Raw genomic sequence first — 17570 nt, forward strand, 5'->3', positions numbered from 1 at the left:
CACGTCCTGTTGTCCCGGCCCGCTCCTTCGTCATCCCGGCCGAAGCGTAGCGAAGTGCCGGGATCGCGTGCCGCCGTCTCTCTTCCTGACAACGATCCCGGATATGACCTGCGGTCATTCCGGGATGACGACAGAGGGGAGGCTGCGCCTCGCGGCTGGACATAACGCGCATATTGCGCCATGGCCGGGTATGTCCCGACCATGGCCATTGCGAGGAGCCGCCCGTTGAACCGAGTCATACCGGGCTTTTCCCTCTCGCTCGGCATCACCCTGTTCTATCTCAGCCTCATCGTGCTGCTGCCGCTCGGAGCGCTGCTCTGGCAGGCGGCCGATGTCGGCTGGGACCGCTATCTCGCCATCATGAGTGGCACGCGCACGCTGGCGGCCTTCCGCGTCACGCTCGCGACCGCCGCGCTCGCGACGCTGTTCAACGCGGTCTACGGGCTTGGCCTCGCCTGGGTACTGGTGCGCTACGAGTTTCCCGGCAAGCGGCTGCTGGACGCGCTGGTCGACGTGCCTTTCGCCCTGCCGACCGCCGTGGCGGGCCTCGCGCTCTCGGCGCTGTTCGTGAAGAACGGCTGGTTCGGCGGGCCGCTCTCAGTGTTCGGCATCGAGGTCGCCTATACCCCGCTCGGCATCGCGGTGGCGATGGCCTTCACCTCCATTCCCTTCGTGGTGCGCACCGTGCAGCCGGTGCTGGAGGACCTCGCCACCGATGTCGAGGAGGCGGCCGCCACGCTTGGCGCCTCGGATGCGCGCATCTTCGCCCGCATCATCTTCCCGGCGATCTTCCCGGCCTTCCTCACCGGCGCCTCGCTCGGCTTCGCCCGTTCGCTGGGCGAGTTCGGCGCGATCATCTTCATCGCCGGCAACCTGCCGCTGAAGACCGAGGTGGTCTCGCTGCTCGCCTTCATCCGCATCGAGGAATACGAGTACCCGGCCGCCGCCGCGATCGCGGCGACGCTGCTGGCGATCGCCTTCGTCATGCTGTTCCTCGTCAACATGATCCAGCTCTGGCAGCAGCGCCGGATCGGAACCGGGGATTGAGTCGATGAGCGAAAACGGCTCGCGCGGCCCCGGGCGCCTGCGCGTCGGCGACGGCCCCCTCATTCGCCGGCTGCTGATCGGCACGGTGCTGCTCGTCACCGCGCTCATGCTGGTGGCGCCGCTGGCGGCGATCTTCGCCGAGGCGTTCCGCCATGGCGTGGCGGCCTATGCCGCCTCCTTCGCGGCGCCCGATACCCAGTACGCCATCGGCCTCACCGTCTTCACCGCGCTGATCGTGGTGCCGATCAATGTCGGCTTCGGCATCGCGGCGGCGTGGTGCATCGCCAAGTTCCGCTTCCGCGGCCGCAACCTGCTGGTGGCGCTGGTGGAACTGCCCTTCTCGATCTCGCCGATCATCGCCGGCGTGGCCTATCTCTTCGTCTATGGCGCGCAGGGCCTGCTCGGGCCGTGGCTCGCCGAGCACGACATCAAGATCATGTTCGCCGTTCCGGCGATCATCCTCGCCAGCCTGTTCGTCACCGCCCCCTTCGTCGCCCGCGAGCTGATCCCGCTGATGATCGCGCAGGGCTCGGAGGAGGAGGAGGCGGCGGTGACGCTTGGGGCCGGCGGCTGGCGCATCCTGCGCCTCGTCACCCTGCCCAATGTGCGCTTCGCCCTGCTCTACGGCGCGGCGCTCTGCAATGCGCGGGTGATGGGCGAATTCGGCGCGGTGTCGGTGGTCTCCGGCAACATACGCGGCCAGACCAACACGCTGCCGCTGCAGATCGAGCTGCTCTACCAGGACAACAACGCCGTCGCGGCCTTCGCGGTGGCGACCATCCTCACCGCCGTCGCCCTCGTCACGCTGGTCGCCAAGGCGATCATCGAGCGGCTGGACGCGGCGCGGGTGAAGGCGCAGAGCCGCCCGGGGCATTGAGGCGGGCGGCCTTCCCTCTCCCGTCGGGATGAGGCGCTCAGCCCGCGTTCAACGCCTTCCACACCAGTTCGGCGGCGGCGAGGTCCTCGATCGCCGTGCCGACCGACTTGAACAGCGTGATCTCGTCGGCGCGCCCGCGTCCCGGCGCGGTGCCGGCGGCAAGCTCGAACAGGTCGCCGCGAATGCCGTCCGGCGCCAGCACGCCGGTCGAGAGCGGCACCACGATGTCGCCGGCCTCCTTGGTCGCGCCGGCGCGGGTGTCGACATAGACCCGCGCCCGGCGGATCGCCTCGTCGTCGGCCTCGCGCATGGTGGGCGTGAAGCCGCCGACCAGATCGACATGCTGGCCGGGATTGAGGTAGCGCCCCTCGACGAGGGGCTGCGGCGAGAGCGTCGCCGAGGTCACGATGTCGGCGCCGGCGATGGCGGCGCCCCGGTCCATCTCGGCACGGGCTTCGAAGCCTTCCGCGCGCAGGCTCTCGGCCATGGCCTCCGCCTTGGCCTGCGTCCGGTTCCACACCACGATGGAGCGGATGGGGCGCACGCTGGCATGGGCGCGGGCGAGATAGGGCGCGAGCGCCCCCGCCCCGATGACGGCGAGGCGGCTGGCATCCTCGCGGGCGAGATAGCGCGCGGCGAGCGCGGAGGCCGCCGCCGTGCGCCAGACGGTGAGCGCGCGGGCGTCGAGGATCGCCAGCGGCACGCCGGTGGCGCCGGAATTGAGGATGTACAGCCCGTTGATGGTGTCGATGCCGCGCGCGGCATTGCCGGGCTGCACCGTCACCAGCTTGGTGCCGACCACGTCGTCCTCGGTGCCGGCGGCGGTCCAGGCCGGCATCAACAGCAGCGTGGCGTCGCCGTCGGGGCGGGCGATGGTGTGGTGGTGGCGCACCGGCGTGACGATGGGGCGGCGGAAGGCCGCGTCCAGCGCGTCGATCAGGGCGGGAAAGGTGAGAAGGCCGGCGATCTCGCCGGCCGGCACGAAGCGCGGTCCGCTCATGGTCAGGCCGCGTCGCGGCGGTCGGCGAGGGCGGGGCGGGCGGGCCCGCTCTCCTGACCGCCGGAAGGCGCGGTGCGGGTGGCCAGCGCGGCGCGCAGTCCCTCCGCCTCGGCCTTGGCCTGACGTGCCTCGCGGGAGGCACTGCGGGCGGCGCGGCGCCAGCGGCCCTGGCCGAGCCATACCGCCACCCCGCCGAGCAGCACGCCGACGATCGCCGCGCCGAACACGACGAGGAACAGCGGGACGTCCAGCGAAAACGCATCCGTGCCGGCGAACGGGTCGACCACCAGCGGCACCGTATGGCGGTTGGCCACGGCGAGCAGGACGAGACCCGCCGAGACCGGCAGGACGATGAGGATCAGCAGCAGGCGGCGCAGCACGTTCGGTTCCTCGGGCGGCTCATTCCAGATCGACGCCATCGTTCAGGCGTTCGCGCATTTCCTTGCCCGTCTTGAAATAGGGCACGGCCTTCCCGTCGACATCCACATGGGCGCCGGTGCGCGGGTTGCGCCCGGTGCGAGCGGGGCGCGACTTCACCGAGAAGGCGCCGAAGCCGCGCAGCTCCACCCGGTCGCCACGCGCCAGCGCCGCGATGATCTCGTCGAGAATCGCGTTCACGATATTCTCGACATCGCGCTGATAAAGGTGCGGATTCGCTTCCGCAATCCGCTGCACCAGTTCTGACTTGATCATCGACGCCCCGGCCCCTTTTTCGTTCGGCTCGTCGGTACTCCAAAAAAATGATATTTTGGAAGCTCTTGGCCCCGTCTAGCCACCGCGAGGGTGCCAGAGGGCCAGAAGACCGTCAAGGCGGGCCTGCGTCGCCGCCTCGCCGGCGGCGGTGATCAGGACATTGGCGAGATCGTCGAGCCCGATCAACGACATAAGCCGTATCGAGGCGCCGCGCAGCCAGCCGAATTCGTCGCCCGCCCGCCGCGTGTGCCAGTCCCGTACGGGAATGTCCTTAGGCACGCCGCGCTCGCGCTCCAGCCAGTCGCGTGCGGTGCGCTCGTCGCCGATCTCGTCGATGAGCCGCAGCGGCAGGGCCTGATGGCCGGTGAACACCCGTCCGTCCGAGGCCTGGACCAGCTTTTCGCCCGCGAGCAGGCGCCGCTCGGCGACGAGGCCGCGGAACCAGTCATAGCTGTCCTCGACCAGTGCGCGCACGGCGGCGCGCGCGTCCTCGGTCGGCGGATCGAACATGTTCGGCGCCGCCTTGAGCGGGCTCGACTTGATCTCCTCATAGGAGATGCCGACCGTCTTCATCAGCTCGGCGAAATTGGGGAACTGGAAGATCACCCCGATCGAGCCGACCAGCGAATTGCGCGGCGCGACGATGTGGTCGGCGCCCATGGCGGCGATGTAGGCGCCGGAGGCGGCGATGCCGTCGACCACGGCGACGATGGGCTTTTTCTCGGCGAGGCGGCGCAGCCCGTCATAGAGCGCGGCCGAGCCGACCACCGTGCCGCCGGGGCTGTCGATGGACAAAATCACCGCGCGGGCGCCGGAACGGCCTATGGAGTCGAGCAGTTCCAGCCGCTCGCGCTCGTTGTGGATCAGCCCGCCAATGGTGATGCGCGCCACATGCGCCGACGAGCGCGGCAGCAGCCCGCCATCGTTCCACCAGGCGAAGGCGCCGAAGCCGGCGAGCAGGACCAGAAGCAGCGTGAAGACGCGCCAGAAGGCGAGCTTGCGGCGCAGGCGCCGGCGCGCCAGCAACTCGTCGACGTCCAGGGCGCTGGCGGGCATGCAGGATCTCCTTCGCGCCCCAAGGGGTAGCGGCCGAGTGTGGCGGGCGCAAGAGCGGCAAGGTCGCGCCAAGGTCGCGGCCGAGGAAGGGTATCGTCCGCCATCCGTTGCATGCCGCCGTCATCCCGGACGGGCGATTTGCCGATCCGGGATCGCGTGAAGGAAGAGGGCGGGTAACGATCCCAGCTCTCGCTCCGCTCGGCCGGGATGACGTCCTCTGGCTACCCGCCGTGCCTGTCGAGGAAGGCCTCCACGGAGAGCGCGCGGAAATCGTCGAGCGCGGCGCGCAGGCGCGCTTGGTCCCAGTCCCACCAGCCGAGCGCCATGAGCCGCGCGGCGATGGCGGGCGGAAAGCGCTCGCGCACCGGTCTGGCCGGTACGCCGGCGACGATGGTATAGGGCGCCACGTCCTTCGTCACCACGGCGCCGGCGGCGATCACCGCGCCGTCGCCGACGCTGCGGCTGGGCAGCACGATGGCGCCATGGCCGATCCACACATCGTTGCCGATGGCCACCGGCTGCGCGCGGCGCCATTCGAAGAAATCCGGCTCGTCCTGCGCGTCGTCGAAATAGGCCGAGGCGCGATACGTGAAGTGCGACTGGCTGGCGCGCTCCATCGGATGGTTGCCGGGGTTGATCCGGGTCATCGCGGCGATGGAGGTGAACTTGCCGATCTTGGCATAGGCGATGTCGGAATCGTTGACGACGTAGGAATAGTCGCCGAGCTCGACATCGAGCAGCTTGGTGCGCGGCCCTACCTCGGTGTAGCGCCCGAGCGTGGAGCGCGTCACCTCGGCGGTCGGATGGACGGTCGCGGTGGGGCCGAGCTTGTGCGCCATGGTCAGGTACCGAAGGGGAAGCGCGCGATCAGCCGGAACGGCCCGGCCTCCTGCCGGTAGAGGGCGATCTCGCGCACGATCAGCGGACCGTCGGCGCCGCTGAGGGCGAAATGCTCGGCCAGTTCGGCTTCCGCCAGCGCGCGCTCCTCGTCCTCCAGCGGGCCGGTGAGCGTCATGTGGAAGCGGAAATCCTCCAGCACATAGGGGTAGCCCCAGCGCGTCAGATGGTCCTGCTGGCGCGGCGTGAGCGGGGCGCGCAGGCGCTTCTCGCGCTCGGCTTCGCTCATCGGGGCGCGGAAGCCGTCGAAGTTCGCAACGGCGGCAGCCGCCAGCCGGTCCAGTGCGGCGCTGGGCGCGGCGAGGCGCAGGGCGAGGAAGCGGCTGATGGAGGCGAGCGTGACGCCCGGGCAGGCGAAGTCCGCCCGCTCGGCGGCGAAGGCCGCGCAGGCCTCGCGCAGCTCGGCCTCGCTGCGGCCCGGCGCCAGACGGAACGGCGCCTTCAGCGTGCCGTGGAAGCCGTAGCGGCGCGGCTCGGCGGTGATCTCGCGCCAGCGCTCGATGTCGAAGCGGCGCAGCGGCTGAAGCGAGGCATCGGCGCCCGTCTCGGCGTCATGGCCGATGGCGGCGGAGCCGAAGCGCCAGAGCGGGCTCTGGGCGGCCGGCGCGTAGTAGATCGCGTAGCGCGGCTCGGGGGCGGTCGCCATCAGAAGACGCGCCGCCCGGCGAGGAACACCTCGCCGACCACGGGGGTTTCGTCGGCGAGCCGGAACCGCACGAGGTCGGCGCGCAGCCCTTCCGCCAGCCGGCCGCGGTCGTCGAGCCCGGCGAGGCGCGCCGGGGCGGCGGTGACCAGAGCCAGCGCGGCGGGGATCGGCAGGCCCGCCGTGCGGGTCAAAGCGAGGGCGGCCTGCAGCAGGCTCGCCGGCACGTAATCCGAGGCGAGCGCGTCGAGCAGCCCCTCGCGGGCGAGGTCGCGCATGGAGACGCCGCCCGAATGCGAGCCGCCGCGCACCACGTTCGGCGCGCCGCCGATGGTGGCGAGCCCGCCCGCCTTGGCGGCGCGAGCCGCTTCCATCGTGGTCGGGAATTCGGAGATGGTGCAGCCGGCCGCCAGCGCCTCGGCGACGTGGCCGGGCGTGGTGTCGTCATGGCTCGCCAGCACGATGCCGGAGGCCGCGAACAGCGCGACCATCCTGTCGTAATTGCCGGCGACGGCGCCGCGCGCCCGCTCGATGCGGTCGGCGACCTCGGCGTCGATGTCCGCCCCGCCCTTGCCGATGCCGGTGAGGTAGACCTTCAGATGCTCGACATTGCGCCACTGCCGCGTGCCGGGCGTGTGGTCCATCAGCGAGGCCAGCGCAAGCGTCGGGCGGCCGAGCGCGGCGTCGACGAGATCGGGCAGGGTGCGGTCGGTCAATTCGCAGCGCAGATGGATGCGGTGGTCGACGCGGAACAGGCCGCGCGCCGTGCCCTCGTCGACCGCGTCCAGCATGGTCTCGTAGAGCGCGCGCCGGTCGGCCTTGGCCTGATCGAAGCCGCCGGCGCAGATCGCGTCATAGACGGTGGTGACGCCGGAGGCCGCCATCTGCGCGTCATGCGCCAGCGCGGCGGCGCGCGCATCCGGCCAGATCACCTTGGGACGCGGGATGAAATGGCCTTCCAGCGCATCGGTGTGCAGGTCGATGAGGCCCGGGGCGAGATAGGCGCCCTCGCCGTCGATGGCGGCCGGAAGCTGCGAGCGCCCTTCATCGAGGGCGCGGATCCGCCCGCCCTCATGAACCAGCGTGCCGTCGACGACGCGGTCCTCGAGCACGAGGCGGACATTGGTCAGAACAGTTTCCATGGCCGCGCGTCTCGCATGTTGATGTGACCGTTCGATGAACCCCGCCCGCCGGTCACAGCCCCAGCGCGCCGCCGTCCGAGCGCGGGTCGTGCGCGCCTTCCAGCCCGGCGCGGCCCGGATGCAGGATCACCGCCCCGGCATGGCCCATCATGTCGGAGAACAGCTCGGGGAGGATTTCGACATCGTGGCCGGCGCGGACGAGCTGGTCGGCGAGGCCGCCGTCGAAGGCGCCTTCAAGACGCAGGCTCACCGTGTCCGAGCCCCAGGTGCGGCCCAGCACCCAGCGCGGCCGGGCGATGGCCTCGCCGAGCGGCACGCCGAACATGCCGTAGCGGCTCATCACCGCCGCATTGGTCTGCGGTTGGCCTTCCCCGCCCATGGTGCCGAAGGCGACGAAGCGCCCGTCGGGGAACCGCGCCATGCAGGGATTGAGCGTGTGGAAGGGCCGACGGCCGGGCTGCAGCGGGTTCTTCGCGCGCGGGTCGAGCGAGAAGGAGGTGCCGCGATTCTGCATCAGCACGCCGGTCGAGGGCAGCACGAGGGCCGAGCCGAACTCCCAGTAGATCGACTGGATGTAGGAGACGGCGAGCCCGCTCTTGTCGGCCGCGCCGAGCCAGACCGTGTCGCCGGGCGCGGCCTTGTGCGGCCAGGGCAAAGCGCGGCGCGGGTCGATCGCCGCCGCCTCGCGCGCGAGCGCGGCCGGGGTCAGGAAGGCGGCGGGGTCGTGCGCGAGATGGTCGAAATCCGTCACCACGCGGTCGCGGATCAGGAAGGCGCGCTTGGTCGCCTCGATCAGCCCGTGAATATGGGCGAAGCCTTCCGGCTGGGCGACGCCGAGCCGGTCGAAGATCGACAGGATGAGCAGCGTCGCCAGCCCCTGTGTGGGCGGGGGCGAGGACCACAGCTCCATGTTGGAGAGCTTCACCCGCAGCGGCGCGCGGGTCACGGCGCGGAAGGATTCGAGATCGGCGCGCGTCACCGGGCTGCCGGCGCGCTCCAGATCGGCGGCGATCTCGCGGCCGACGTCGCCCCGGTAGAAATCGTCGAGCCCGGCGGCGGCGAGCTGCGCCAGCGTGTCGGCGAGCCGCTCGTAGCGCCGGACCGTGCCGATGGTCGGCACCGTTCCGTCCGGGTCGAGGAAGGCGCTCGCGAAGCCGGGCACGTCGGCCAGTTCCGCCCGCTTCTCGGCGGTCAGCCGGTTCTGCGAGCCGGAGACCGGGAAGCCGGCGCGGGCATGGGCGATGGCCGGCTCCAGCAGCCGGCGCGTCGGCATCTTGCCACCGAAGGCGTGCGCCGCCTCCTGCGCCAGCATCCAGCCGCCGACCTGCCCCGGCACGGTGAGCGCGGCGAGCGGGCCGCGCGGGGGAATCACGTCATGGCCATGGTCGCGGTAGAACGGGATCGAGGCCTGCGCGCCGGCGAAGCCTGCCGCCTCGATATAGCTGACGCGCCCGGCCGGATCGCGGATCAGCCAGAAGCCGTCGCCGCCCATCTGCGTCATGTGCGGGTAGACCACCGCGATGGTCGCCGCCGCAGCGAGCGCCGCTTCCACCGCGTTGCCGCCCTCTTCCAGCACGGCCCGGCCGGCCTCGCTGGCCAGCCAGTGGGGCGTGGCGACCATGCCGGCGCCGGCGCGGACGCTCTCGTGACCATTGCCGTGAACCACTTTCACCCCCGTCCTGGGTCGCCATTGCGCGGCGAACTTGACCCGCGCGGCCGGGCATAGCAGTTTGCGCCCCTTCGATTAAGACGGAAGAGCGACATGAGCACGGGCCGACGCATTCGCTGGGACAATGTCAGCACGGTGCTGAGCGCTGCCATCCTGCTGGGCGCCGAGCTCATCGGCGCGGGCCTCGCCGCCGGCTGGGCCATCGCCGCCCTGTTCGACGCCAGCTGGGTGTGGGAGCTCATCTTCGAGGGCGCCTTCGGCCTGCTCGCCGTCTACGGCATCTACCGCTTCATCGTGAAGGCGAAGTCGGTGGAGCCCTTCGTCGAGGGCTGATCCGCCCCTTATGCCCGCCGCGCGATTCGCGCCGTCGAGGGCGCCCGAGAGGCCGGCAGGGCAATGCTTTGCCGGCTTTTTTCGTTTTTGAACGCCGCCGACGGTATGTCGCTGGGCGATTCAGGCGCAAACGACGAAAAACCCTGAGAACCCGCTTGCATATGACGGGATAAGTCCATACATCGCGTCTCGCCCAATTTCGCACGTGCCTGTGGTCGCGTGCCGGTCGGCGGAGTTCCGGACAAGAGGCCGGAATATCGCCAACAAGACTGGTAGCCGGAGGCGAAACCGGCGCACCTCGCTCTCAGCGGGGAACGTGACTTGAAGCAACGACGTAGCGGGCTTTTTTGGTCTCTGTCGGCCCTCCAAAGGTCGGGAAACTGAAGAGGCACTACTTCTTGCCGGGCGTGCGGTCGGGTCTCCCGTACCAAGCGAAGGCATCGGACGGACGCTAGCGCTCTCCACACGCGCCAGCGAACGGTTTCGTGCCACGGCTCCATTCCATCCGGCCAACCGGCAAAAGCCGTGCGGTCGGCGAACGGATGCGCAATCTCGCCACGCGCGCGGCTCAATGACGCCGCGGGCGGGTGGTCGCATCGGTTCGCAGCCTTTGGGTCGAAGCTTCGGGTCTGTGGGAGAGCGCCATGACCGACCGTATTCGCGAATTTCTGCGCAACCGACGTGAGGATGGTCCCTGCGTCGTCGTCGACCTCGACGTGGTGCGCGCCAATTATGCCGCCTTTGCCCGGGCGCTGCCGGACACCCGCGTCTTCTACGCGGTGAAGGCCAACCCGGACGCGGCCATCCTCTCGGCGCTGGCCGAGATGGGCTCCTGCTTCGATTGCGCCTCGGTCGCCGAGATCATGATGGCGCTCGCCGCCGGTGCCAGCCCGGACCGCATCTCCTTCGGCAACACGATCAAGAAGGAGCGTGACATCGCGCGCGCCTTCGAGCTCGGCGTGCGGCTGTTCGCCGTCGACTGCACCGAAGAGGTCGAGAAGGTCGCCCGCGTCGCCGCCGGCGCGAAGGTGTTCTGCCGCATCCTGTGCGACGGCGCCGGCGCCGAATGGCCGCTCTCGCGCAAGTTCGGCTGTGAGCCCGCCATGGCGGTCGACGTGCTGGAGCATGCCCACCGCCTCGGCCTCGAGGCGCATGGCGTCTCCTTCCATGTCGGTTCGCAGCAGAAGAACGTCGAGGCGTGGGACGCGGCGCTCGCTTCCGCCTCGGCGATCTTCGCCGAATGCGCCCTGCGCGGCTTCTCGCTGTCGCTGGTCAATCTCGGCGGCGGCTTCCCGGCCAAGTACCTGCAGGACGTGCCGGCGGCCGAGGCCTATGGCGAGGCGATCTTCCGCGCCCTGTCGCGCCACTTCGGCAACGCCATCCCGCAGACCATCATCGAGCCGGGCCGCGGCATGGTCGGCGCGGCCGGCATGATCGAGGCCGAGGTCGTTCTGATCTCGAAGAAGTCGGCGGACGACGAGGTGCGCTGGGTCTATCTCGACATCGGCAAGTTCGGCGGTCTCGCCGAGACGATGGAAGAGGCGATCCGCTACCCCATCGTCACCCCGCGCGACGGCGATGCGGTGGAGCCCTGCGTGCTCGCCGGCCCGACCTGCGACTCTGCCGACGTGCTGTACGAGAAGACCCCGGTCCTGCTGCCGGTGTCGCTCGCCATCGGCGACAAGGTGCTCATCGAGGCGACCGGCGCCTACACCACCACCTATTCGGCGGTGGCGTTCAACGGCTTCGACCCGCTGCGATCCTATGTGATCTGAACGGGTTTCACGTCATCCCGGACGCCGCAGAGCGGCGATCCGGGATCGCCAACCGCCTCTGGCGGGATGCGATCCCGGCTTTCCGTCTCCGGCCGGGATGGCGACGTCTCACAATTCCCTGTTCCTCTTTGCCCGGCGCACCCGGGTGTTGGAGGCCGACATGACCGCCCTTTCGCTCGCTACCGCCGCTCCCGTCATCTCGCTCGAGACCGAGGCCGATATCGCCCAGCGCGAGGCCCTGCTCGATCTCGCCTTCGGCCGCGCCGCGCGTCTCGCCAAGACCAGCGAGCGCCTGCGCGAAGGCCGCAAGCCGGCCGAGGGTCTCGCCTTCGCCGCGCATGGCCCGGACGGGCGCGTGGTCGCCACGCTGCGCCTGTGGCACGTCACCGCCGGGCCGTCCCGGCCGGCGCTGCTGCTCGGCCCGCTCGCCGTGCACCCCTGGTTCCGCGACCGCGGGCTGGGCGGCGCCATGATGACGACCGCCATCTGCGAGGCGACCCGCCTCGGGCACGGCGCCATCCTGCTGGTGGGCGACGCGCCTTATTACGCCCGCTTCGGCTTCGATGTGGGGCTGACGCAGGGCCTGTGGCTGCCGGGCGCCTTCGACCGCAACCGCTTCCTCGGGCTGGAACTGGCTTCCGGCGCGCTGAACGAGGCGCGCGGCCTCGTCAGCCCGACCGGCGCGACGCTCGACCTGCCGAGCCTCGGCGATCTGGTGGCGCGGAGCGCCGGCACGGCCGAGCTGCGCCGCTCGGCCTGAGCGTCAAGGGAGCCCGAGAAGACAATGCCCGGCGATGAGCCGGGCATTTTTGCTTTAAGGCGGCGTGCGTTGCGAAGGATCGGCCGCGCCTCACCCCACGCTGAGTTCGACCGGGATATTGCCGCGCGTCGCCTTGGAATAGGGGCACATGTGATGCGCCGCCTCCAGCACCTCCTTGATCTGGTCGGGGGTGAGGGCGGGCGCCTTGAGCGAGAGCTTCGCGGCCAGGCTGAAGCCGTCGTCGCCCTTGACCAGCGACACCGCGACGGTGACGGCGGCGCCGGTCACGTCCAGCTTCTTCTGGTGGCCGACAGCCTCGACGGCGGAGCCGAAGCAGGCGGCGTAGCCGGTGGCGAAAAGGTGCTCGGGCGTCGTCTTGCCAGATTCCAGCACACCGTTCTTGGGCATGCCGAGATCGACGGATACCGAGCCGTCGCTGGTCTGGGAGTGGCCGTTGCGGCCGCCGACGGCGGTGGCGGTGCCGGTGAAAAGCACGGTTCCGGTCATGGATGTCTCCTCGCGAAACGGGTCGGGATGTCGCGACCCACACCAAGAAATGGGGCGTCGCCGGCAGCGGGCAACCGCCGGTACGCAAACGCCTTGCCGGCGCGCACGCCCGCACGATCTGTTCCCGTTTCGTTTCTTTCCACTTGCCCCGGCCGGCCACAGGGCTTACCTCTCGCACAACCATGCCCGCCATGCCGGGCCTCCCGCATCAGGAGCGCGCCTCCATGCCGATCGCGATCCTCAAGGACCGTGCCGTCGCCCGTATCGCCGGGCCCGACGCCGTGCATTTCCTCGACAACCTGCTCACCGCCCGCACCCCCGCGCCGGGCGAGGCGCGCTACGCCGCCCTGCTGACCCCGCAGGGCAAGATCGTCGCCGACATGATCGTGCTGGCGACCGAGGGCGGTTTTCGCCTCGACGTGCCGCGCCGCACCGCCGCCGACCTGCTCAAGCGCCTGCAGCTCTACCGGCTGCGCGCTAAGGTCGAGATCGGCCTGCTCGACGACCTCGCGGTCGCGGTGGCCTGGGGCGGGGCGAGCCCTCTGGTCGACACCCTCGCCTATGACGATCCGCGCCTGCCCGCGCTCGGCCGCCGCTTCCTGCTGCCGGCCGCCGAGGCGGCGCAGATCGCCATGGTGCCTGAAGCACAGTGGCAGGCCCACCGCGTCGCCCTCGGCGTGCCGGAAGGGGGGGCGGATTTCCTCTATGGCGACGCCTTCCCGCATGAGGCGGACATGGACCAGCTCGGCGGCATCGACTTCGACAAGGGCTGCTATGTCGGCCAGGAAATCGTCAGCCGCATGCAGCATCGCGGCACGGCCCGCACACGGGTCATTCCCTTCGCCCTGTGCGGCCCGCCGCCGGCCGAGGGCACGCCGATCACCGCCGGTGGCAAGAGCATCGGGCGCATCGGCTCGGGCGTGGACGGGCGCGCCCTCGCCCTCGTGCGGCTCGACCGGCTGGAGGAGGCGCGCGCCGGCGGCCATGTGATCGAGGCCGAGGGCGCCGCGCTGGTGCCCGAGCGGCCCGGCTGGGCGCGCTTCCCGATTCCCGGAACGGAGGATGCGGCGTGAACACGCATCGGCACGAGGACGGCCTCACGCGCTGCGCGTGGTGCGGCACCGATCCGCTCTACGTCGCCTATCACGACACCGAATGGGGCGTGCCGGAATATGACGACCGCGCACTGTTCGAGAAGCTGATCCTCGACGGCTTTCAGGCCGGCCTCGCCTGGATCACCATATTGCGCAAGCGCGAGGGGTTTCGCGCGGCGTTCGACGGCTTCCGCCCGGAGATCATCGCTCGTTACGGTCCCGAAAAGGTCGAGGCGCTGATGCAGGACGCCGGCATCGTGCGCAACCGCGCCAAGATCGAATCGACCGTGCGCTCGGCACAAAGCTGGCTCGACATACAGGAGCGCGGGCCCGGCTTCTCGAAGCTCCTGTGGGAGATCAACGGCCCGGTGCAGGACAATCGCCGCCAGCCGGGCGACGCGCCCATCGTCACCTCGCCGGCGGCGCTCGCCATGTCGAAGGAGTTGAAGAAGCGCGGCTTCAACTTCGTCGGGCCGACCATCGTCTACGCCTTCATGCAGGCGGTGGGCATGGTGGACGACCACGCCGTCACCTGCCACCGGCACGGCCTGCCCTCGTGAGCGGCGGCACCATGAGCGCGGCCGACCGCGCCGGGCGGGCCTGGCAGCGCATGCTGTCCGGCCGGCGGCTCGACCTCATCCACCCCTCGCCGCTCGACATCGAGATCGAGGACATCGCGCACGGCCTCGCCCGCGTCGCCCGCTGGAACGGGCAGACCCATGGCGAGCATATCTTCTCGGTCGCCCAGCATTCGGTGCTGGTGGAGCTGATCGCCCGCCGGCAGGCAGCGGCGCGCGGCATGGATCTCGACCGGCGCTGGCGGCTCGCCACCCTGCTGCACGACGCGCCGGAATATGTGGTGGGCGACATGATCAGCCCGTTCAAGGCGGTCATCGGCGGCGACTACAAGACCGTGGAGGCACGGCTGCTGGCGGCGGTGAGCCTGCGCTTCGGCCTGCCGGCGCACTGGCCGGCCTCCCTCGTCCAGCGGGTCAAGGCGGCCGACCGCGCCAGCGCCTTCCTGGAGGCGACGCGGCTCGCCGGCTTCGGCATCGCCGAGGCGCGGCGCTTCTTCGGCACGCCCTTCCCGCTCGACGCGGCGACCGAGCGGGATTATCTGGCGCCGTGGAGCGCGGAGGAGGCCAAGACGCGCTTCCTCGCCCGTTTCCGCGAACTCGACGCCGAGCCGGCGGCGCCTGCGGGCGAGCGCGACGACGACGCCTTGGCCGAACCGCCGGGAGAAACGCGATGATCCATGTCTGCCCGCTGTCCCGTCTCGAAGAGACCGTGACCCGCACCGGCGCCGCCCATGTGCTCAGCGTCATCAATCTCGGCACGCCGGTTCCAGTGCCGGCGAGCGTCGCCCGCGACAATCATCTCTTCGTCGGCTTCAACGACATCGTCGCCCCGCAGGAGGGGCTCATCCACCCGGCGGCCGAGCATGTCGACGCCATTCTCGGCTTCGCCCGCCGCTGGCCGCGCGAGGCGCCGCTGGTGGTGCACTGCTATGCCGGCATCAGCCGCTCGACGGCCTCGGCCTATATCGCCGCCTGCGCGCTCAGCCCGGAGCGCGACGAGGGCGAACTCGCGCGGGCACTGCGCGCCGCCTCGCCGATCGCCACCCCCAACGCGCTGCTGGTGGCGCTGGCCGATGCCGCGCTCGGCCGGCGCGGCCGCATGGTCGCCGCCGTCGCCGCCATCGGGCGCGGCCGCGAGGCGATGGAGAACGAGCCGTTCGAGATCCGGCTCGACTGAGCCGGGCGACGTCCGGGCCGGCTCAGCTCGTCGCCGGCGCGCGGGTCGGTAGCACGACCACGCGGGTGCCGACCGGCACCCGGCGGTACAGGTCGATGATGTCCTGATTGATGAAGCGCACGCAGCCGGACGACACCTGGGTGCCGATGGTCCACGGTTCGGTGGTGCCGTGCAGGCGGTAGAGCGTGTCCTGCCCGTCCTTGTAGAGATAGAGCGCGCGGGGGCCGAGCGGGTTGGTCGATCCGCCGACCAGCCCGCCGGCGAAGGGGCCGTAGCGCTCCGGCTCGCGGGCGATCATCGCCGGCGTTGGCGTCCAGCGCGGCCAGACCGCCTTGCGGGCGATGACGCCCTCGCCACGGAAATTGTAGCCTTCTTCCTTGCCCACCCCGACGCCGTAGCGCAGCGCCCGGCCGTTGGCGAGCACGAGATAGGCGAAGCGCGCGCCCGGATCGACCACGATGGTGCCAGGCTGGTAGCGGGTCTGGTAGGCCACTTCCTGCCGCAGGAACTGCGGGTCGATCTGCGCGAGGTCGACCGCCGGCACCGGGTACGGCTCGTCGGTGATCGCCGCATACATGCTCAGATATTGCGGGTCCATGGACGGCGGCAGCACCCGGCTGACGCGGGGCGACTGGGTGGTGGCGCAGCCGGCGAGGGCGAGGGGAGCGGCGAGCAGGAACAGGCGACGGTCAAGCAGCATGATGAACGCGGACACGGGTATGGGGGGTGAAATGGGACAGTTGCCCTAACCTATAGGCCCAGCTCCGGCAAAATCGTTGACGCCGGCTTCACGGTGGCGTTATGCGCGCTCTATTGGCCCGGTGCTGTGGCGCCCATGCCTCACCGCGGCGGTGGCGGGCTCCGCCTTGCGCTTCCGCGCCGGGGCAGGTGGGCGCCGGAGCGGTACATGCGTGCCACGCATCAGTTTTCATGATAGTCATCCTGAAAATTATTCGTTGTTCCCGCCGGCCCGTCCGGCGGTAGATTCGCTTCTCTCGCCGGCGGCGCCGGCATTCCCTTGCCGAGGCCCGCATGTCCGCCGCATCCGCTCCTTCCCGCCCCAGTCTGGCGGCCCGCGCACCCCTGCTGGTGGTGCTGTGCGGCTGCCTGATCGCCATGCTCAGCTTCGGGCCGCGCGCCTCCTCGGGCATCTTCCTGCTGCCGATGACCGCCGAGTTCGGCTGGGGCCGCGACACGTTCGGCCTCGCCATCGCCATCCAGAACCTGCTCTGGGGCGTCGGCACCCCCTTCGCCGGCGCCATCGCCGACCGCTTCGGCGTCACCCGCGTCCTGTGCGCGGGCGCGGTGGTCTATGCCGCCGGCCTCGCCCTGATGGCCTATTCGTCGACGCCGGGCCTGCTGCACATGTCGGCCGGCGTGCTGGTCGGCTTCGGCCTGTCGGGCTGCTCGTTCAACATCGTGCTGGCCGCCTTCGGCAAGATGCTGCCGGAGAAGTGGCGGCCGCTCTCCTTCGGCGCCGGCACCGCCGCCGGCTCCTTCGGCCAGTTCCTGTTCCCGCCGCTGGCGGCCGGACTCAACATGACCATTGGCTGGCAGGAGACGCTGATCGTCTTCGGGCTCGCCATGCTGCTGATCATGCCCTTCTCGCTGGCGCTGGCCAGCTCGTCCGCGCCGGCGCGGACGCAGGAGCGCCAGCAGACCATCGGCGCGGCGCTGGGCGAGGCGTTCCGCCACCGCTCCTATGTGCTGCTGGTGCTCGGCTTCTTCACCTGCGGCTTCCAGCTCGCCTTCGTCACCACCCACCTGCCGGCCTATCTGACCGATCGCGGCCTTTCCATCGCCGTCGGCGGCTGGACGCTGGCGGCCATCGGCCTCGCCAACATGGTCGGCTCGCTCGGCTCGGGCTGGCTGTCGAGCCGCATGCCGCGCCGCTACCTCCTGGCGGGGATCTATGCCGCGCGCGGCGTCGCCATCGCCGTGTTCGTGCTGCTGCCGGCCTCGCCGGCGGTCTCCATCGGCTTCGGCGTGGTGCTCGGCCTGCTGTGGCTGTCCACCGTGCCGCCGACATCGGGGCTGGTGATGCTGATGTTCGGCACGCGCTACCTCGCCATGCTGTACGGCTTCGCCTTCTTCAGCCACCAGGTCGGCGGCTTCCTCGGCGTCTGGCTCGGCGGCCTGTTCTACGAGCGGCTCGGCTCCTACGACTTCGTCTGGTGGCTCTCGGTCGCGCTCAGCTTCGCCTCGGCCGCGATCAACCTGCCCATCGTCGAGCGACCGGTGGAACGCGCGCCGGTGCCGCAGGCGGCGTGAATTCCGCCCGCGCGCTTTACCGGCGCGCGTTTGCGCGACATTAACCATCGT

Annotated in this window: 20 protein-coding genes; 10 read left to right on the forward strand and 10 right to left on the reverse strand. The window is 70.5% G+C overall.

Going from position 1 to position 17570, the window contains the following annotated elements:
- Positions 1–225 precede the first annotated feature (225 nt).
- Together cysT and cysW are read left to right on the forward strand one after the other, a co-directional pair.
- A complete protein-coding gene (gene cysT / locus GBB76_RS13490) occupies positions 226–1047 on the forward strand; it encodes a sulfate ABC transporter permease subunit CysT (RefSeq protein WP_152303780.1) in 822 nt (273 codons plus the stop codon).
- Between the two features lie 4 nt (positions 1048–1051).
- The gene (cysW, locus tag GBB76_RS13495) at positions 1052–1924 is read left to right on the forward strand and encodes a sulfate ABC transporter permease subunit CysW (protein WP_152303781.1); all 873 of its coding nucleotides are present in this window, start codon (positions 1052–1054) and stop codon (positions 1922–1924) included.
- Positions 1925–1961: 37 nt separating this feature from the next.
- Here cysW and GBB76_RS13500 read toward each other — a convergent pair whose 3' ends face one another.
- From GBB76_RS13500 to GBB76_RS13535, 8 genes are all read right to left on the reverse strand, one after another.
- Complete coding sequence (locus GBB76_RS13500; RefSeq protein WP_152303782.1) at positions 1962–2924, reverse strand: ornithine cyclodeaminase family protein; 963 nt, start codon at positions 2922–2924, stop codon at positions 1962–1964.
- A gap of 2 nt (positions 2925–2926) precedes the next feature.
- Positions 2927–3343 (reverse strand): lipopolysaccharide assembly protein LapA domain-containing protein, encoded by a 417-nt coding sequence (locus tag GBB76_RS13505; RefSeq protein ID WP_246668923.1) that lies wholly within the window; start codon positions 3341–3343, stop codon positions 2927–2929.
- A complete protein-coding gene (ihfB, locus tag GBB76_RS13510) occupies positions 3324–3617 on the reverse strand; it encodes an integration host factor subunit beta (protein WP_152303783.1) in 294 nt (97 codons plus the stop codon). The genes GBB76_RS13505 and ihfB overlap by 20 nt, the downstream gene beginning before the upstream one ends.
- Positions 3618–3692: 75 nt before the next feature.
- Entirely contained in the window at positions 3693–4673 is a 981-nt protein-coding gene (sppA, locus tag GBB76_RS13515) for a signal peptide peptidase SppA (RefSeq protein WP_152303784.1), read from the reverse strand.
- Positions 4674–4894: 221 nt separating this feature from the next.
- The gene (locus GBB76_RS13520; protein ID WP_152303785.1) at positions 4895–5512 is read right to left on the reverse strand and encodes a DapH/DapD/GlmU-related protein; all 618 of its coding nucleotides are present in this window, start codon (positions 5510–5512) and stop codon (positions 4895–4897) included.
- A 2-nt stretch (positions 5513–5514) separates the two neighbouring features.
- Positions 5515–6216 carry a DUF1045 domain-containing protein gene (locus GBB76_RS13525; RefSeq protein ID WP_152303786.1) on the reverse strand — a complete coding sequence of 234 codons (702 nt, stop codon included), beginning with the start codon at positions 6214–6216 and terminating at the stop codon, positions 5515–5517.
- A complete protein-coding gene (locus GBB76_RS13530) occupies positions 6216–7355 on the reverse strand; it encodes an alpha-D-ribose 1-methylphosphonate 5-triphosphate diphosphatase (RefSeq protein ID WP_152303787.1) in 1140 nt (379 codons plus the stop codon). The genes GBB76_RS13525 and GBB76_RS13530 overlap by 1 nt, the downstream gene beginning before the upstream one ends.
- 52 nt (positions 7356–7407) lie before the next feature.
- Positions 7408–8976: a gamma-glutamyltransferase family protein gene (locus tag GBB76_RS13535; RefSeq protein ID WP_152304883.1), complete on the reverse strand. Its 1569-nt coding sequence runs from the start codon at positions 8974–8976 to the stop codon at positions 7408–7410.
- 141 nt (positions 8977–9117) lie between these two features.
- On the opposite strand from GBB76_RS13535, the gene GBB76_RS13540 reads away from it, so the two are divergent.
- From GBB76_RS13540 to GBB76_RS13550, 3 genes are all read left to right on the forward strand, one after another.
- Positions 9118–9357, forward strand: a complete 240-nt coding sequence (locus tag GBB76_RS13540) for a hypothetical protein (protein ID WP_152303788.1) — start codon at positions 9118–9120, stop codon at positions 9355–9357.
- A 644-nt stretch (positions 9358–10001) separates the two neighbouring features.
- Positions 10002–11132 (forward strand): type III PLP-dependent enzyme, encoded by a 1131-nt coding sequence (locus tag GBB76_RS13545; protein WP_152303789.1) that lies wholly within the window; start codon positions 10002–10004, stop codon positions 11130–11132.
- Between the two features lie 160 nt (positions 11133–11292).
- Entirely contained in the window at positions 11293–11892 is a 600-nt protein-coding gene (locus tag GBB76_RS13550; RefSeq protein ID WP_152303790.1) for a GNAT family N-acetyltransferase, read from the forward strand.
- Positions 11893–11982: 90 nt separating this feature from the next.
- On the opposite strand, the gene GBB76_RS13555 is transcribed toward GBB76_RS13550, so the two are convergent.
- Positions 11983–12399, reverse strand: coding sequence for an Ohr family peroxiredoxin (locus GBB76_RS13555; RefSeq protein ID WP_152303791.1), 417 nt, complete (start codon positions 12397–12399; stop codon positions 11983–11985).
- Positions 12400–12623: 224 nt separating this feature from the next.
- On the opposite strand from GBB76_RS13555, the gene GBB76_RS13560 reads away from it, so the two are divergent.
- Genes GBB76_RS13560 through GBB76_RS13575 form a run of 4 tightly spaced genes read left to right on the forward strand, consistent with a single transcriptional unit; the run spans position 12624 to position 15248 of the window.
- Complete coding sequence (locus GBB76_RS13560) at positions 12624–13472, forward strand: folate-binding protein YgfZ (protein WP_152303792.1); 849 nt, start codon at positions 12624–12626, stop codon at positions 13470–13472.
- Positions 13469–14053 carry a DNA-3-methyladenine glycosylase I gene (locus tag GBB76_RS13565; protein WP_152303793.1) on the forward strand — a complete coding sequence of 195 codons (585 nt, stop codon included), beginning with the start codon at positions 13469–13471 and terminating at the stop codon, positions 14051–14053. Before GBB76_RS13560 ends, GBB76_RS13565 begins: the two co-directional genes overlap by 4 nt.
- 11 nt (positions 14054–14064) lie before the next feature.
- Positions 14065–14745 carry a YfbR-like 5'-deoxynucleotidase gene (locus GBB76_RS13570; RefSeq protein WP_152303794.1) on the forward strand — a complete coding sequence of 227 codons (681 nt, stop codon included), beginning with the start codon at positions 14065–14067 and terminating at the stop codon, positions 14743–14745.
- Positions 14742–15248: a tyrosine phosphatase family protein gene (locus tag GBB76_RS13575; protein WP_152303795.1), complete on the forward strand. Its 507-nt coding sequence runs from the start codon at positions 14742–14744 to the stop codon at positions 15246–15248. Before GBB76_RS13570 ends, GBB76_RS13575 begins: the two co-directional genes overlap by 4 nt.
- A 22-nt stretch (positions 15249–15270) precedes the next feature.
- Here GBB76_RS13575 and GBB76_RS13580 read toward each other — a convergent pair whose 3' ends face one another.
- Positions 15271–15948: a L,D-transpeptidase gene (locus tag GBB76_RS13580; protein ID WP_152303796.1), complete on the reverse strand. Its 678-nt coding sequence runs from the start codon at positions 15946–15948 to the stop codon at positions 15271–15273.
- A 332-nt stretch (positions 15949–16280) separates the two neighbouring features.
- Here GBB76_RS13580 and GBB76_RS13585 point away from each other — a divergent pair, with 332 nt between their 5' ends.
- Positions 16281–17519 carry an MFS transporter gene (locus tag GBB76_RS13585; protein WP_152303797.1) on the forward strand — a complete coding sequence of 413 codons (1239 nt, stop codon included), beginning with the start codon at positions 16281–16283 and terminating at the stop codon, positions 17517–17519.
- Positions 17520–17570: the final 51 nt, after the last annotated feature.

The organism is Ancylobacter sp. TS-1 (assembly GCF_009223885.1).
Classification (GTDB): Bacteria; Pseudomonadota; Alphaproteobacteria; order Rhizobiales; family Xanthobacteraceae; genus Ancylobacter.

Bases quoted from the DNA above. Each gene is read 5' to 3' on its own strand.
- cysW (WP_152303781.1), top strand. From the start codon at position 1,052: ATGAGCGAAAACGGCTCGCGCGGCCCCGGGCGCCTGCGCGTCGGCGAC.
- GBB76_RS13500 (WP_152303782.1), bottom strand. From the start codon at position 2,924: ATGAGCGGACCGCGCTTCGTGCCGGCCGGCGAGATCGCCGGCCTTCTC.
- GBB76_RS13505 (WP_246668923.1), bottom strand. From the start codon at position 3,343: ATGGCGTCGATCTGGAATGAGCCGCCCGAGGAACCGAACGTGCTGCGC.
- ihfB (WP_152303783.1), bottom strand. From the start codon at position 3,617: ATGATCAAGTCAGAACTGGTGCAGCGGATTGCGGAAGCGAATCCGCAC.
- sppA (WP_152303784.1), bottom strand. From the start codon at position 4,673: ATGCCCGCCAGCGCCCTGGACGTCGACGAGTTGCTGGCGCGCCGGCGC.
- GBB76_RS13520 (WP_152303785.1), bottom strand. From the start codon at position 5,512: ATGGCGCACAAGCTCGGCCCCACCGCGACCGTCCATCCGACCGCCGAG.
- GBB76_RS13525 (WP_152303786.1), bottom strand. From the start codon at position 6,216: ATGGCGACCGCCCCCGAGCCGCGCTACGCGATCTACTACGCGCCGGCC.
- GBB76_RS13530 (WP_152303787.1), bottom strand. From the start codon at position 7,355: ATGGAAACTGTTCTGACCAATGTCCGCCTCGTGCTCGAGGACCGCGTC.
- GBB76_RS13535 (WP_152304883.1), bottom strand. From the start codon at position 8,976: ATGGTCGCCACGCCCCACTGGCTGGCCAGCGAGGCCGGCCGGGCCGTG.
- GBB76_RS13540 (WP_152303788.1), top strand. From the start codon at position 9,118: ATGAGCACGGGCCGACGCATTCGCTGGGACAATGTCAGCACGGTGCTG.
- GBB76_RS13545 (WP_152303789.1), top strand. From the start codon at position 10,002: ATGACCGACCGTATTCGCGAATTTCTGCGCAACCGACGTGAGGATGGT.
- GBB76_RS13550 (WP_152303790.1), top strand. From the start codon at position 11,293: ATGACCGCCCTTTCGCTCGCTACCGCCGCTCCCGTCATCTCGCTCGAG.
- GBB76_RS13555 (WP_152303791.1), bottom strand. From the start codon at position 12,399: ATGACCGGAACCGTGCTTTTCACCGGCACCGCCACCGCCGTCGGCGGC.
- GBB76_RS13560 (WP_152303792.1), top strand. From the start codon at position 12,624: ATGCCGATCGCGATCCTCAAGGACCGTGCCGTCGCCCGTATCGCCGGG.
- GBB76_RS13570 (WP_152303794.1), top strand. From the start codon at position 14,065: ATGAGCGCGGCCGACCGCGCCGGGCGGGCCTGGCAGCGCATGCTGTCC.
- GBB76_RS13575 (WP_152303795.1), top strand. From the start codon at position 14,742: ATGATCCATGTCTGCCCGCTGTCCCGTCTCGAAGAGACCGTGACCCGC.
- GBB76_RS13580 (WP_152303796.1), bottom strand. From the start codon at position 15,948: ATGCTGCTTGACCGTCGCCTGTTCCTGCTCGCCGCTCCCCTCGCCCTC.
- GBB76_RS13585 (WP_152303797.1), top strand. From the start codon at position 16,281: ATGTCCGCCGCATCCGCTCCTTCCCGCCCCAGTCTGGCGGCCCGCGCA.